This window comes from Kitasatospora misakiensis (assembly GCF_042656005.1).
GTDB lineage: Bacteria > Actinomycetota > Actinomycetes > Streptomycetales > Streptomycetaceae > Kitasatospora > Kitasatospora misakiensis.
The window spans coordinates 1-15150 of sequence record NZ_JBHSOF010000042.1 but is presented as its reverse complement, the minus strand read 5'-3'; the positions used below and the strand labels follow the sequence as shown (position 1 = coordinate 15150).

7 protein-coding genes are annotated in these 15150 nt (G+C 74.3%); 5 read left to right on the top strand and 2 right to left on the bottom strand.

Features of this window, described 5'->3' with window-relative positions; translation table 11 throughout:
• The first annotated feature begins 121 nt into the window (after window positions 1-121).
• The 3 genes from ACFP3U_RS26805 (at window position 122) to ACFP3U_RS26795 (ending at window position 4443) form a co-directional block, all read left to right on the top strand.
• Window positions 122-2689, top strand: a complete 2568-nt coding sequence (locus ACFP3U_RS26805; RefSeq protein ID WP_380228257.1) for a ricin-type beta-trefoil lectin domain protein — start codon at window positions 122-124, stop codon at window positions 2687-2689.
• Between the two features lie 235 nt (window positions 2690-2924).
• Window positions 2925-3599 carry a hypothetical protein gene (locus tag ACFP3U_RS26800; RefSeq protein ID WP_380228256.1) on the top strand — a complete coding sequence of 225 codons (675 nt, stop codon included), beginning with the start codon at window positions 2925-2927 and terminating at the stop codon, window positions 3597-3599.
• Window positions 3568-4443 (top strand): inositol monophosphatase family protein, encoded by an 876-nt coding sequence (locus ACFP3U_RS26795; RefSeq protein WP_380228255.1) that lies wholly within the window; start codon window positions 3568-3570, stop codon window positions 4441-4443. Before ACFP3U_RS26800 ends, ACFP3U_RS26795 begins: the two co-directional genes overlap by 32 nt.
• A gap of 13 nt (window positions 4444-4456) precedes the next feature.
• Here ACFP3U_RS26795 and ACFP3U_RS26790 read toward each other — a convergent pair whose 3' ends face one another.
• A complete protein-coding gene (locus tag ACFP3U_RS26790) occupies window positions 4457-5659 on the bottom strand; it encodes an ArsB/NhaD family transporter (RefSeq protein ID WP_380228254.1) in 1203 nt (400 codons plus the stop codon).
• Window positions 5660-5815: 156 nt separating this feature from the next.
• Between ACFP3U_RS26790 and ACFP3U_RS26785 the strand changes: the two genes are divergently transcribed.
• The gene (locus ACFP3U_RS26785) at window positions 5816-11752 is read left to right on the top strand and encodes a WD40 domain-containing protein (RefSeq protein WP_380228253.1); all 5937 of its coding nucleotides are present in this window, start codon (window positions 5816-5818) and stop codon (window positions 11750-11752) included.
• A gap of 87 nt (window positions 11753-11839) precedes the next feature.
• On the opposite strand, the gene ACFP3U_RS26780 is transcribed toward ACFP3U_RS26785, so the two are convergent.
• The gene (locus ACFP3U_RS26780; RefSeq protein ID WP_380228252.1) at window positions 11840-14149 is read right to left on the bottom strand and encodes a M9 family metallopeptidase; all 2310 of its coding nucleotides are present in this window, start codon (window positions 14147-14149) and stop codon (window positions 11840-11842) included.
• Between the two features lie 303 nt (window positions 14150-14452).
• On the opposite strand from ACFP3U_RS26780, the gene ACFP3U_RS26775 reads away from it, so the two are divergent.
• Window positions 14453-15055 carry a superoxide dismutase gene (locus tag ACFP3U_RS26775; RefSeq protein WP_380228251.1) on the top strand — a complete coding sequence of 201 codons (603 nt, stop codon included), beginning with the start codon at window positions 14453-14455 and terminating at the stop codon, window positions 15053-15055.
• The last annotated feature ends 95 nt before the right edge of the window (window positions 15056-15150 follow it).

Genomic DNA, 15150 nt, shown 5'->3' with positions numbered 1-15150 from the left:
TGCGGTGCTCGGCGGTCGGCCGTGGACCGGGGGCGCTGCTGCGAAGGCGAACTGACACAACATGCGAGTATCCCGTCCATCCGGATGGCTGAGGGGGCCGCTGGCGAGACGCCTGGCGCCCGTGTGCGCGGTCGGCATCGTCCTGGCCGCGCCCGGAGCCGCGTTCGCGGATGCTGGCACGGGCCCGGCCGGTGCGCCGACGGCGCAGGAGACCGGGCAGGCCACGGCCGCGAACGACCCCGGGCCGTCCACCCCCGGCAAGATGTACGTCAAGCCCGAGCCGGTGAACCAGGGCGGCGACGCCTGCGGAGGCGAAGCCCCAGGCTGGATCGGCCGGACGGTGCCCCTGCCTGACGGCACGTCCGACGTCAGCCTGTTCGCCTGGGCCGGCACCGCGCAGCCCGGCGTCGGCACCGTCACCGTCGGCTTCCGGGTGTGGGACGGCACGGCCGGCGAGAGCGCCGAGTCCGGCGCGACCACGCGGACCAGCCAGAGCGTCCCCGCGGCCGGAGGCTGGGGTCAGGCCACGGTCGGCCGCGCGCTCGCGGACGGTCACCGGTACGGCTGGAACGCCTGGTCCACCGGCGGCGGCGTCAACAGCCCCGTCACGGCGGACTGCGCCTTCAAGGTCGACCTCACCGCGCCGACGCAGCCTTCCATCGCGCCCTCGGCGGTGTTCCCGCCGCAGGGCACCGGCGCCACGCCCACCGGCCACGCCGGCGACGCCGGCATCACCGTCCGGGTCACCAGCAAGGACCCTGTTCCGGGCGGCTGCACCGACGGCTGCCTCGCCAGCGGTGTCCGGGCGTTCCAGTACACGCTGGACTCGCACCACTCGCCCGGCGGCACCGAAACCGTGCCCGCCTCCTTCACGGCCGACGGCACCGCATACGCCGACGTCCCGATCAGTGTCGGCGCCGACGACTGGGGCTCGCACCAGCTGCTGGTCCGCGCCGTGGACGGCGCCGGCAACTCCCAGCCGCAGGCCACCAGCTACAACTTCTACGCCCCGTGGAATCGGAGCACCCCGGATGTGGCCGGGGATGTCGATGTCGACGGCGTGCCCGACTTCCTGGCCCCGGCTGCCGATGGCTCGCTGGCGCTGTACCGGGGCGGTAGCGGAGCCTCGGCCGGGCCGGAGACGGCCTCGCCGATGGCGAGCAGTCCCCGTCACGACGACTGGAACAACTACCTGCTGGCCCACCGCGGGGCCGTCGTCGGGACCGGCGACTCGCTCTTCGCTTACCACAAGGGCACCAAGCAGCTCTTCCTCTACACCAACGACGCGAACGCGACGCCGAACCCTGTGGTCGGGCGCTTCACCCGCTCCGCCAGCCAGCTGGCCGCCAGCGGTATGTGCAAGCGCGGCATCGACGGCACCTGGGACCACATCACCCGGATGACCGCCGTGCAGCGGGGCACCGGCGGGACCGGGCTCGTGACCGTCGAGCAGGGGCACCTGCGGTACTACCCCGCCAGCGGCCTCCCCGGCTGCTACATAGGCGCCGGTGTCGAGCTCGGGGCCCCGGGTGAGGACTGGAGTGGCTTCACCCTGATGTACCCGGGCGACATCGGTGGGGTGCCCACCCTCTGGGCGCGCGACACCGTGACCGGGGCCGTCACCGGCCTGGTGCTGCCGCTGGACCCCAACGGCAAGCTCCTGGCCGGCTTCGCGCCGCTGCCGCTGCCCGCCCACAAGCCCCTGGTGTCCGCGCTCCAGGGCGCCGGCGGCGCGAGCCTGTGCGCCGACGTCGACGGCGGCCGGGCGGCCAACGGTACGGCGACCCTGCTGGCCGACTGCACCGAGCAGGGGGCCGGCGCCGGCCAGGCGTTCACCCTCGGTGCCGACGGTTCGGCGCACGTCCTCGGCAAGTGCCTCGACGTCACCGGTGGCAACACCGCGAACGGCTCGCCCGTCAACGTGTGGGACTGCAACGGCAGCCCGGCGCAGACCTGGGTGGCCGGCCCCTACCCGGGCACGCTGAAGAACCCGAACGCGGACAAGTGCCTCGACTCCGCCCCCGGTGCCACCGCGGGCGAGCACCTGGCGATCCGGGACTGCCACGACGGAGCGAGCGGGCGGTGGACGGCGCCCGCCGCCCAGGCCCTGCTGCCGCTCGGGCTCGCGCAGGGCGCGGCCCCCGCCGTGGACTCGCCCGGGGACATGAACGCCGACGGCCACCCGGACCTGATCGTCACCGCCGCCGACGGCCGGAAGTTCCGGTACCCGGGCGCCGCTCCGGACGGGGACCAGCCGCGCTTCGGCGCACCCCAGGAGCTCGGGGTGCAGTACTCCGACCCCTACAACATCGGCTCCGTCTACCACCCCGGCCGCTGCCTCGACGACTTCGGCGGGCCCGAGGGCAGCGCGCTGCACTTCTACGACTGCTGGAACGCGGCGAACCAGAGCTTCACCTTCGCCTCCGACGGCACCCTGCGCACCGGCGGCCGCTGTGTCACCGTCCAGGACGACCGGACCGACTGGGGCACGCCGGTCGTCGTCGCCACCTGCCGGGGCGGCAGCGGCCAGACCTGGATGTACCGCGAGGACGGCTCGCTCTACAACCCCGCCTCGGACGCCTGCCTGGAGCTGCCGGGCTGGGACGACGCCAACGGCGCGGGCCTGGGCATCTGGCAGTGCTACGGCAACCCCAACCAGCGCTGGACCCTCCAGCCCGCCACCGCCTGACCGACCCGCCTGACCGCCTCACCCCGTACGCCCCCGCGGGCCCGCGACGCACTGCGCGTCGCGGGCCCGCGGGCGTTCGTGGGAGCGGGCGTGTCCGCATGCTGGCCGTCAACTTCGCCCCGGCTCTAGCATGTTGGGAGGGTCCTCGGGGTGGCCCGGCGGCTGGTGCGGAGGGGGTTGGAGCGCCGGTGGCCGTGGTTGGTGGCCCCTGGGACGGGGGAGCAGAGGGGGAGCCATGAACGAACTCTTCACCGCGCTCGACCGGGCCGCCGGGCGGACGGCCGCCGAGCCCGGGCTGGACGGGCTGGTCGGCGGACTGCTGGCCCAGGTGGCGGACGGCACCCGGCCGCTGCGCGCGGTGGACCATCCGCTCGGGTTCTACTGCCTGCCGGTGGTGCGCGACGGGGCCCTCGGGGTGTGCGTGCACGTGTTCGACCCGCGCCGGGCCGCCGGCCGGTGGGAGATCCACTGCCACAGCTGGGAGTTGAAGAGCAGCGTGCTCTACGGCCGGATCGGGAACCTGCGGGTCGGCGTGTACGACGAGCCGGCCCGGCCGAGCCACCGGGCCTTCGAGGTGTTCAGCGACGCCGCCGCCGGGGTGGACGAGATCCGGCCCACGCCGCGGCTGGTCCGCTGGGAGCCGCTGGCCGAGCAGACCAGCGCGCACGGCGAGACGTACACCCTGGGGGCGGGGGAGTTCCACGTCACGGCGCTGCCGGACGACGAGCCCGCCGCCACCGTGGTGCTCGGCCGGACGGTGCCGGGGCCGGTGGACGTGGTGCTGGGGCCGGTGGACGGCGCCGCCCGGCGGGTGGTGCGGCGGCTCTGCGACCCGGACCGGACGGCCCGGATCGCCGGGGAGGCGGCCAGGAGGATCGGTGGACGCGGTGGACGCGGTGACTCGGGATGAGCCCGCGGGGGCCGGGGGCCTCGCGGACGAGTTGCGGGTGGCGGTGGGCGCCGCCGAGGAGGCGGGCGCGCTGCTGAGGTCGCGCTTCCTGGACGCGTTCCGGGTGGAGACCAAGGGCGAGGACGGTGACGTGGTGACCGAACTCGACCTGCTCGCCGAGGAGCTGATCACCGGTCGGCTCGCCGCCCGATTCCCCGCCGACCGGATCCGCGCCGAGGAGGGCGGCGAGCTGGCCGGCCGCCTCCCGGCGCGGCCCGGCAGCCGCCGGACCTGGCTGGTCGACCCGCTGGACGGCAGCAACAACGTGGTCGTCGGCCTGCCCGCGTACGTGGTCGGCATCGCGCTCTGCGTGGACGACGAGCCGGTGCTCGGGGTGGTGCACGACCCGGTGGCCGGCCGCACCTGGCGGGCCGTGCGCGGCGAGGGGGCGTACGGCCCGGGGGGCCGGCTGCTGGTCGCGGCGCGGCCGCCGGGCGCCGTCCGTCCGGTGCTCGGCTGGACGCAGGGGCACGGGGTGGGCGGCGACCCGGCGGCGCGGGCGCTCAAGGACGGGTTGGAGGCGGGAGCCCGCCGGGTGCTCCAGCTCTGGGCGCCGCTGCTCACCTGGTCGCTGCTGGCCGCCGGGCTGATCGACGGCTTCGTCGGCTACCGGGCGGAGGAGATCGACCTGCCGGCCGGCAGCCTGCTGGTGACCGAGGCCGGTCTGGCGGTCCGGGCGCTGGACGGCGGACCGTTCAGCGCCCGGATCGGGCAGTCGGACGCGGCCCGCAGCTATGTCGCCTGCCGCCCGGAGCTGCTCCCGTACCTGCTCGACCTGGTCGCCCGGGCGGCCCGGACCGGCTGAGGGCGCCGCACACTCACGCCGTCAGCGCCAGCGCCGCCGTGGCCAGCGCGACGCCGCCGACCGCCAGCACCGCGCCCGCCCCGGCCACGCCGCGCAGCGGCACCCGCAGGCCCGCCGACCGGCAGCGCTCGTACCAGAGCAGGGTGGCCAGCGAGGCCCAGGGCGTCACCAGCGGGCCGATGTTGGTGCCGATCAGCAGGGCCAGCAGCTGGGTGTGGTTGCCGGCGGGCACGGCGGCCTCCCCGGCCAGGTAGACCGGGAGGTTGTTCAGCAGGTTGGACAGGCCCGCGCCGACCGCCGAGGCGCGGAACAGGCCGAGCGTGCCGCCGTCGGTGCCGATCGCGTCGGCGAGCAGCCGGTGCAGCCCGTGCGCGTCCACGGTCTGCACCACCAGGAACATGCCGGGCACCATGATCAGCAGCCGCCACGGTATCAACGAGGCCCGCAGGCCCTCCGGCCGTCGCACCGCGAAGGCCACCACCACGACGGCCGCCGCGGCGCCCGAGGCCACCCAGAGCGGGACGACCGCCGCCAGGCTGGCCACCAGGAAGCCGGCGCAGGCCAGCGCGCAGATCCGGAACAGCACCCGGTCCCCGGGGCGGTGGGCCTCCGGCGGCCGGTAGCGGGTCGCGCCGCGCCGCCCGCGCCGCCAGTAGAAGCCCCACAGGCAGGCCATGGTGGCCAGCAGCGCGGCCAGTTGCGGAGCCCACATGGCGCGGGCCAGGCCGGCCGGGGAGAGCGCCACCCGGTCGGCGGCCAGCAGGTTGGTGAGGTTGGACACCGGCAGCAGCAGGCTCGCCGTGTTGGCCAGCCAGACCGTGGTCATGGCCAGCGGGAGGGGGGCGATGCCCACCCGGGTGGCCAGGGCGAGCATGACGGGGGTCAGCAGTACGGCGGTGGTGTCCAGGTTGAGCACCGCGGTGGTGAGCGCGGCGAAGCCGACGCAGAGCAGGAACAGCGCGGGGTAGCTGCCCCGACCGGCCCGGGCCACCCAGGCCGCGACCACGTCGAACACCTCGGCGGCGCTGGTCAGCTCGGCGAGCACGATCACCGAGCCGAGGAAGGCCAGCAGTGGCGCGATCCGGTGGACGGCCGACCCGGCGGAGTCCGCCGGCAGGAGCCCGGTGGCGAGGAGCAGCAGGCCGCAGGCCAGCAGTCCGGCAGCCAGCAGGTCCAGGGGGTGCAGCCGTTTGACGGCGGGCCAGTACGCGAACACGGACGTCAGGGTCGCACACGAGACGTTTCGGGTCGAGCGGATCCGGACATCCGTCCGATGCTCGCCTCCGCGTTCGTCCCGCGCGGCCGAAAACCACCCGAACCCAGTGCGGCGAAACAGGGTTGAGGCTGTCCGGATCGGTCATAAGCTCCTCCCATGGGGGCTCTTGACGCGACCCCGGGTGGCCCCGGGCCGATCGACTTCTTCATCAGCTACTCGCCGGCCGACGAACGTTGGGCGGCCTGGATCGCCTGGACCCTGGAGGAGGCGGGGTACCGGGCCTTCCTGCAGGCCTGGGACTTCGTGCCCGGCACCAACTTCGTCGACTTCATGGACCGGGGCATCACCGAGTCGGCGGCCGTCATCGCCCTGCTCTCGCGCAACTACGAGCGCTCGCGCTACGGCCGGATGGAGTGGCAGGCCGCGCTGCGCGCCGATCCGGACGCGCCGGAGCGGCGGCTGGTGACCGTCCGGATCGAGGACATCCCGGTGGACGGCCTGCTCGCCACCCTCACCTACATCGACCTGGTCGGCGTCAGCGAACCGGCCCGCGCCCGCGGGCTGCTGCTCACCCGGGTCGCCCAGGCGATGGACGGCCGGGCCCGCCCCGACCTGTCCCCGGGCTACCCGGGCAACGGCCACCCGGGCGACGGTGTTTCAGGCACCGGGGCCCAGGACCTCGTCCCGGTCCCGCGCGACGGCGACACCGGCCGGGCCGGCCGCCGTCGGCCCTCCGTCCGGCCCGAGTACCCGCCGGCCGCCGGCCGCCCCGGCGGACGTGAGGCGGTCACCGTCCTCCACCTGGCCGGGCCCGCCTTCGGCCGGGGCCACGACCCGGTGGACCTCCAGGCCGCCATCTGGGGCGACCTCGTCGAACTCGCCGACGCCGGCGCCCCCACGCCCGAACTCGTCGTCGTCACGGGCGACCTCACCGCCTCCGGCAGCCCCCGCGAGTGCGAACAGGCGCTGACCTTCCTCACCGGCATCCGCTCGCTGCTGGGCCTGGAACCGCACCGGGTGGCCGTCCTGCCCGGCGGCCAGGACGTCAGCGAGGCCGCCGCCCGCGCCTACTTCGCCACCTGCGAGGCCGACGAACTGCGGCCCGCCCCGCCGTACTGGCCCAAGTGGCGGCACTACGCCCGGCTGTTCCAGGAGTTCTACCAGGGCCTGGACGTGGTCTTCGACAGCGCCCAGCCGTGGACGCTCTTCCCGGTGCCCGAACTCGGCACCGTCGTCGCAGGGCTCAACTCCTCGATGGCCTGGACCCACCGGCCCGAGGACCGCTACGGCTGGCTCGGGCCCGAGCAGGCCGCCTGGTTCGCCCAGGCGCTGCGCCCGTACGAGAACGACGGCTGGCTGCGGATCGGCGCCGTGCGCCACCCGGTCGCCGCCGCTCCCGCCGCCGGCCCGGGCGGCCACGGCGGCCCCGCCCTCCGCCCCGGCCAGGACGCCGAACCGCTGCGCGACGCCGACCGGTTCACCCGGCTCACCGCCCCGCGCCTCCACCTCCTGCTGCACGGCCCCGGCGACACCCGCGGCCCAGGCGCCCCCGCCGACACCCGCGGCACCGCCCCCCGCACCCTCCCCACCACGGCCGGCGACCTGCCCGTGCTCGGCGCCGCCGCCCCCGGCGCCCACCAGCTGCTCCGGCTCACCCGCGACGGCCTCACCCGCTGGCCCGCCCCCGGCGTCGCCTCCCACACCGCCCCCCATACCGCCCCCGCCGCCGCGCCCCAGCGCCTCACCGTCGCCTGGCGCCGCGCCGAGCGCGCCTTCCCGGCCCCGGAGCCCGCCCCCCGGTCCGGACCCCCGCAGTTGGAGGAGTCCCGCGCGCCCGCCGACCCCGTCCACGAGACCCGCGCCCTCGCCTCCCCGCAGGAGGCCCTGCTGGCCCGGGTCGCCGAGGTCTGCCGCACCCGCCACCCCGGCGCCCAGATCCGCCCGGTCGCGGGCACCACCTCCCAGCTCTTCGTCACCTGGGCCGAGTCCGGGCTGGTCCGCCAGCAGCGGGTCGCCGCCTGCGTCGGCACGCCCACCGAGGAGGAGGTCGAGCAGTTCGTCGACGCGGTGCACGCCGACGGCGCCGGCCTCGACGCCGAACTCGTCCACGACGGCCCGCCGCCCTCCCGCGAACTGCGCGACCGGGCCCGCCGCCGGGGCGTGCGGCTGCGCAGCTTCCTGGAGTTCCAGGGCCTGCTCGACCTGCGCGGCCACGTCGCCGCCCAGACCGAACGGCTCTCCACCGACAGCCAGTACCACCCCGGCCTCTACCTGCCGCAGCGCTACCGCGACGCCGAACGCCCCGGCGCCGACGAGCGCGAGGGCCTGGTCGACGAACTGCTCCGGCTGCTCGACTCCGACCACGGCCGCTTCGTCCTGCTGCTCGGCGACTTCGGCCGCGGCAAGACCTTCGCCCTGCGCGAGCTCGCCCGCCGCCTGCCCGCCGAACTCCCGCACCTGGCACCCCTGTTCATCGAGCTGAGCGCACTCGACAAGGCGCACTCGCTGGACGGCCTGGTCGCCGCCCACCTCACCGAGCACGGCATCGACACCCTCGACCTGCGGGCCTTCCGCTACATGCTCCGGCAGGGCCGGGTGGTGCTGCTCTTCGACGGCTTCGACGAACTGGTCAACCGGGTCAGCTACGAACGCGCCGCCGACCACCTCCAGGTGCTGCTCGACGCCGCCGTCGACAACGCCAAGATCGTGGTCACCAGCCGTACCCAGCACTTCAGCTCCCACGAACAGGTGCTCACCGCGCTCGGCGAGCGGGTCGGCCTGCTCCCGCAGCGCCGGCTGATCGCCGTCCAGGACTTCACCCCGCACCAGATCCGCGGCTACCTCGGCAACCGCTACGGCGACGAGGAGGCCGCCACCCGCCGGATGCGGCTGCTGGAGGCCGTCCCCGACCTGCTCGCGCTCTGCCGCAACCCCCGCCTGCTCAGCTTCGTCGCCGACCTCGACCACGACCGGCTGCGGGCCGTCGCCGGCGCCGGCCGGGCGCTCAGCGCCGCCGGCCTCTACGAGGAGGTCTTCACCTCCTGGCTGCGCTTCGAGGAGCGGCGCGGCCACGGCGGCCCCGGCGCCGCGCCCGGCCTCCAGCTCGACCAGCTCTGGCAGGCCGTCACCCTGCTCGCGCTGCGCCTGTGGGAGAGCGGGCGCAGCTCCATCCCGCTGGACGAGATCGTCGACATCGCCGGGGTGCTCAACGGCCTCGCCGAGAACCGGATGCCCACCCCGCAGGTGGCGCACGCCGTCGGCTCCGGCAGCCTGCTGGTCCGCTCCGACGAGGGCATGTTCCACTTCATCCACGGCTCGGTGGGGGAGTGGCTGGTCGCCCGGGCCGCCGCCGAGGCGCTGGAGCGCGGCGACACCACGCTGCTCGCCCGCGGCCCGCTCAGCCGGCTCGCCGTCGAGTTCCTCTGCGACCTCGCCGACCACCAGGCCTGCCAGCGCTGGGCCCGCTCCGTCCTGGACGCCGCCGAGGGCGTCCCCGAGGCGGCCCGGCTGAACGCCGTCAAGGTGCTCGACCGGCTGCGGGTGCCCGCCCACACCGATCTGCGCGGGGCCACCCTGGCCGGCGAGGACCTCTCGCACCGCGACCTTTCCGGCGTCGACCTGTTCGGCGCCGACCTGCGCGGCGCCCGGCTGCTCGGCGCCAACCTCTCCGGCGCCGACCTGCGCGGCGCCCGGCTGGCCGGCGCCCGCCTCGACGCCGCCGACCTCACCGGCGCGGACCTGCGCTTCGCCGATCTGCACGGCGCCCGGCTGGTCCGCACCGACCTGCGCGGGGCCCGGCTGCGCGGCAGCCGGTGGCAGCGGGCCGCGCTGATCTCCGCCGTGACCGACGAGGAGGTGCTGGCCGCCCCCGAGCTGCGCGCCGCCGCGATCGCCCCCGGGCTGCCCGTCGAGGCCGGCTTCAGCCCCTCCGAGGTCGGCGTCCCCTACGGCTTCGACGTGCGCTCCACCCGGCTGCCCGAACCGGTGGCCTTCAGCCGCGACGGCCACCTGCTCGCGGTCGGCTCCGAGGACGGCAGCGTGCTGATCTGCGACGCCGTCACCGGCATCGCCCTGCGCACCCTCAAGGACCACATCGGCCGGGTCTACTCGGTCAAGTTCGCCGACGACGTGCTCGCCACCGGCAGCGCCGACGGCACCGTCCGGCTCTGGGACCCGGTCTCCGGCGAGTGCCGCCACCGCCTCGACGTCCACCCCGGCGGCGTCTGGCCGCTCTCGCTGGCCCGGGACGGACGGCTGGTCGCCACCGGGGACCTCAACGGCGTCGTCACCCTCTGGGACACGGCCACCGGCGAGCCCCGGCACCGGCTGCCCGGCCACGCCGCGCCCGTCTACACCGCGGTGTTCAACCCCGACGGCACCCTGCTGGTCACCGGCGACCAGGCCGGCGGCGGCCGGCTCTGGTCCACCACGAACGGCCGCCGGCTCGCCGAGCTCCCCGGCCACCGCGGCACCCTCTACCGCTCCGCGTTCAGCCCGGACGGCACCCTGGTGGCCACCGCCGACGGCGGGCCGGACGACGGCACCGGCGGCACCGTCCGGATCTGGGAGGTCGCCTCCCGCCGCCTGCGCCACAGCATGCCGGGCCACGCCGGGCGGATCTACACGCTCGCCTTCCACCCCGACGGCGACCTCCTCGCCAGCGGCGACACCGAGGGCCAGATCCGGCTCTGGAACCCCCTCGACGGCACACCGGCCGGCCGACCCGAGGACTCCACCGGCAAGATCTACCAGGTCACCTTCGACGAGGCCGGCACCCGCTTCGCGGCCAGCGACAGCGACGGCGGCGTCCGGGTCTGGCGGGTCGGCCCCGCCGACGGCGCGGGCGCCGGCGGAGCCCGGGAGGTGACGCCGCTGCGCCGCCAGCCGCCCGAGCACCGGGGCTCGGTCTGGGCCTGCCGGTTCCGGCCCGGCGCCGGGCGCGGCGGCGCGGAGAGCGACCCGCTGCTGGTCACCGGCGCCAACGACGGCCGGGTCCGGCTCTGGGACCCGTCCAGCGGCCGCAGCCGCCAACTGCTGCGCGGCCACGGCCGGCGGATCGGCTCGCTCACCTTCAGCGGTGACGGCACGCTGCTCGCGGCCGGCGGCAACGACGGCCGGGTCCGGCTCTGGGAGCCGTCCACCGGCCGCCGGCTGCGGGAGCTGGCGGGCCGCAGCAGCCGGCTGGTCTCGGCGGTGTTCAGCCCGGAGGAGGCGGTGCTGGCCACCGCGACCAACGACGGCGACCTGTGCCTGTGGAACGCCCGCACCGGCGAGTACCTGCGCGAGATGGACGTGGAGACCGAGCACGTCTGGGCGGAGGCGTTCAGCGCCGACGGCACCCTGGTCGCCACCGCCAACGACGACGACACCGTCCGCATCTGGTACCGCCGCACCGGCGCCCACCTCACCACCCTCCGCGAGCACCGCGGCCGGGTCCGCTCGATAGCGTTCAGCCCGGACGGGCGGCAGCTGCTGACCGGCTGCGACGACAGCCGGGTGCGGATCTCCGACATCGGCGCCGGGCGGGTGGTGGCCGAACTCGACGGCCACACCGACCGGGTGTACGCCGTCTCGCCGGCCGCCGACAGCGCCTGGCTGGCCAGCGCCTCCTGGGACGGCACCGCGGTGATCTGGGTGGACCGCGCCGTCCGGCACCGGCTGACCGGCCACGTCGGCCGGCTCTGGACCGCCGCCGCCCACCCGCACCGCCCGCTGCTCGCCACCGCGGGCGACGACCGGGTGGTCCGGCTCTGGGACCCGCTCTCCGGGGCCGAACTGGCCGGCCTGCGCGGCCACACCGGCCGGATCCTGGCCGTCACCTTCAGCCCGGACGGCTCCCTGCTGGCCAGCGGCGGCGAGGACGGCACCATCCGGCTGTGGCGGATCCCGGAGGAGGGCCGGCCCACGGCTCTGGCCACCCTCCTCGGCACCCCCGACGGCTGGGCCGCGCTGCTGCCCTCCGGCGCGTACAAGTGCGAGGGCGACGTGGCCGGCGAGTTCTGGCACGCCGTCGGGATGTGCCGGTTCGAGCCGGGCGAGCTGGACTCCCACCTCCCCGGCGTCCACCGCCTTCCCCCGGAGGCCCTGCTCTGACGCGTCGGCCCGCCTGACACGTAGGACCCCGCCGGTGGTGCCGGCGGGGCCCTACGCACGGTCAGCGCTTCACAGGGGGTCGGGCGCTCACTGGAACTGCGTGGTGACGGTGACGCCGCTGAACTCCTGCTGGCCGAAGAGGCTGAAGTAGACCCAGCCGGCCGGCGGGTTGCCGATGGTCAGCGTCTCGCCGTTGCCGGCGTTGGTCGACTTCGCCTGGAAGGCGCCGGTGGTGGCCCAGTTGGAGCCGCCGTAGTAGAGGTCGGCGTTGCCGGTGCCGCCGCTGCTGGTGATGGTCAGCTGCTTGACGCCGGTCGGCAGGTTGAGGAAGTGGTAGCTGTAGTTGCCGGCGCCGGCGGCCAGGTTGTCACGGCGGCAGTTGTTGTCGAACTGCCGGGTGTCGGGGAGGGTGCAGACCGGGGCGGTCGGGACGACCGGGCCGGTCGGGGCCTCCGGCAGCGGGCCGCAGTCGTTGCTCGCGCAGGCGCCGAGCCAGGTGCCGAAGTCGGCGTCGTAGCGGGTGCCGATGGTCTGCTTGAGGATGGTGCGGGCGCCGTTCCAGTCACCGGTGCGGTACTTGGCGAGGACGGCGTCCATGTCGGCGCGGTGCTGCTGGAGCATGTAGCGGACGGCCAGCCAGCCCCAGCGGTAGACGCGGTTGGAGTTGACGGTGGCGTCGCCGGTCTGGTCGTAGACGGTGTCGAACAGCTCGCTGAGCTTGTAGGTCTTCTTGCCGGCCTCGGCGATCGCGTCGGCGTTGCGCTCGTTGCGGTAGCCGTAGGAGATGTTCTCGGCGATGCCCTCGACCCACCAGATGGTCGGGGTCACGATGCCGGCCTCGAAGTCGCCGTACATGTTGTAGCGGCCGTCGAGGTAGTGGGTGTACTCGTGGCTGAGGTTCCAGATCGAGAACGACGGCCGCAGCCAGGACGCCTCGTGGGCGATGAAGCGGGCCTGGTTGCCCGCCCTGGACGGGTCGCCCTCCTCGTACATGCCGCCGTTGTCGACGTCGATGTCGTAGAAGGCCCAGGCGTACAGCGAGTACTGGTCGTAGTCGTCGAAGGCGACGACCTCCAGGTTGGTGTTCACGTCGCCGGGGATGGCGCCCTTGTCACCGATGATCTTGTGGAAGTAGGCGTCCTGGTTGATCAGGCTGGTGCAGGTGGTGGCGAGTTGGGCGGGGGACATGTCCTGCGCCCGGATCTTCAGGCCCGCGTTGCAGGTCTGCTGGATCGGCAGGACCACCGGCATGAGGCGGGTGTTGAGGTCGCAGATGCCGTAGTCCGCGCAGTGGCCCTTGTCGAACTGGCGGGTGGCCCAGCCCAGGTTCATGGTGATCGGGGCGGTCGGGCCGGTGTTCGGGTAGCGGTTGATCAGGTCCTTCAGCAGCGGGCGCAGCTGGGTCCGCAGCTCGGGGACGTCCAGCGCGTACCCGAGGTAGCGGCCGATGTTGCTGACGACGTCCCAGCGGTTCAGCAGCGAGTCGTTGCGGGTGATGAAGCCCGACCAGGAGGTGAGGATGGCGGGGTCGGCCTTGAGCGCGGCCTTCCAGCCCGTGCTGTCGGTCTTGGACGCGAAGCCGTCCTTGAGGACCCAGTCGAACTCGGCGACGGTGGCCGTCATCCGCTCGTTCCATCTGCCGGTGTAGGTGTTCAGCAGCCACTTGAAGAAGCCGGCGTAGCGGCCGAGGGTGTCGGTCTGGCCGATCACCTTGACCACCTCGACGAGGAGTTCGCCGTTGGCGGTGGTGGTGTCCTTGCTGTGCGCGTTGGCGAAGAAGGCGTCCAGTGCGCCGCGGGTGGCGGTGGCCAGGGTCGCGCCGTAGCCGCCGACGGCGCCGGGGTTGACCGACTGGAGGTAGTAGCCGGCGCGCAGGAAGAGCACCAACTGGCCGACGGCGGTGCTGTTGTCGCCCGGGTAGGCGGGGGAGGCGTCGCGCAGCGCGTTGGCGACGGTCACCATGTTGGCCTCGCGGAAGGCGGTGCCCGCGGTGGCGGCGTCGACGTTGAACAGCGGGTACGTACAGTCGACCCGCGGCAGCGCCTTGAGCTGCTGGACCAGCGCGCCGCCCGTGGCGTTGACCACCCCGGACAGGTCGGGGCACGGCTCCCCGGCGGCGGCCGAGGACTGCTTGGCGGCCTTGACGGGGGCGGTGGCCGGGGCGGCCGGCGGGGTGTGCTCCTCGGTGCTGTCCTGCGCGGAGATCTTGTAGGGGCTGGTGCTCTTCGCCTCGGGCGACTTGGGGACCGGGATCGACCGCGGGGCCGACGCGGCGGCGCTGTGGCCGGCCGGGGTGGCCGTGGCCTGTGGGGCGAACAGCCCGAGCGCGATGAAGAAGGCCGCGCCGAGCGCGGGCAGCCTGCGCGCGTTGGCCGTGGATATCCGGGAGGAACGCATCTGTGGGGGCCTCCGGGGCCGTTCGGGCCGCGGTATGGGGGACGCGGCCTCTCGATGTGTGACATGTAAAATGGCACATGCCACTGCGCACCGGGAAGACTCGGGACCGAATAATCGTTCGCCGCAACCGAAACGTTGTCAGGCGGCCGTGATGTGTGGCTTTTGACCCCTTGGCGTTCTGCGACTTCCGACACGGTGTGAGGAATAAGCAGGAGCCCCTGGTTCGTTCTTGCAAGTCATACGCAATAGTGTTGACCCGGCACGATCGTCACCGTTGAACTCGCCGAAAGGGGCCGTGTCCTGATGGGCACCTACTCGCTTCCCGACCTGCCGTACGACTACTCCGCGCTGGAGCGCGCGATGTCCGCGGAGATCCTGGAGCTGCACCACTCCAAGCACCACGCCGCGTACGTCAAGGGCGCCAACGACACCCTTGAGCAGCTCGCCGAGGCGCGTGACAAGGAGCAGTTCGGCGGTCTGGTCGGCCTCCAGAAGACCTTCGCCTTCCACCTCTCCGGCCACGTGCTGCACTCCCTCTTCTGGGAGAACCTCTCCCCGGAGGGCGGCGACCGCCCCGAGGGCGAGCTGGCCGACGCCATCACCGAGCACTTCGGCAGCTTCGAGGCCTTCAAGAAGCAGCTGACCACCGCCACCACCGGCGTCCAGGGCTCGGGCTGGGGCATCCTCTCCTGGGAGCCCCTCGGCAAGCGCCTGATCGTCGAGCAGGTCTACGACCACCACGGCAACGTCGGCCAGGGCACCACCCCCCTCCTGGCCTTCGACGCCTGGGAGCACGCCTACTACCTCCAGTACCGCAACGTCCGCCCGGACTACGTCACCCGCCTGTGGGACGTCGTCAACTGGCAGGACGTCTCGACCCGCTTCGCGGCCGTCAAGAGCGCCTGACCCAGGGCAAGTAACGAGGGCCCCCGGACGGTTCCCACCGGACGCTGTTGGTGAATTCGGGATCCTGATCATTTCGCCCCGTCGAGCTGTTGCTC

Coding starts and splice junctions, on each gene's coding strand:
- ACFP3U_RS26800 (WP_380228256.1), top strand. CDS start 2,925: ATGAACGAACTCTTCACCGCGCTCGACCGGGCCGCCGGGCGGACGGCC.
- ACFP3U_RS26785 (WP_380228253.1), top strand. CDS start 5,816: ATGGGGGCTCTTGACGCGACCCCGGGTGGCCCCGGGCCGATCGACTTC.
- ACFP3U_RS26780 (WP_380228252.1), bottom strand. CDS start 14,149: ATGCGTTCCTCCCGGATATCCACGGCCAACGCGCGCAGGCTGCCCGCG.
- ACFP3U_RS26775 (WP_380228251.1), top strand. CDS start 14,453: ATGGGCACCTACTCGCTTCCCGACCTGCCGTACGACTACTCCGCGCTG.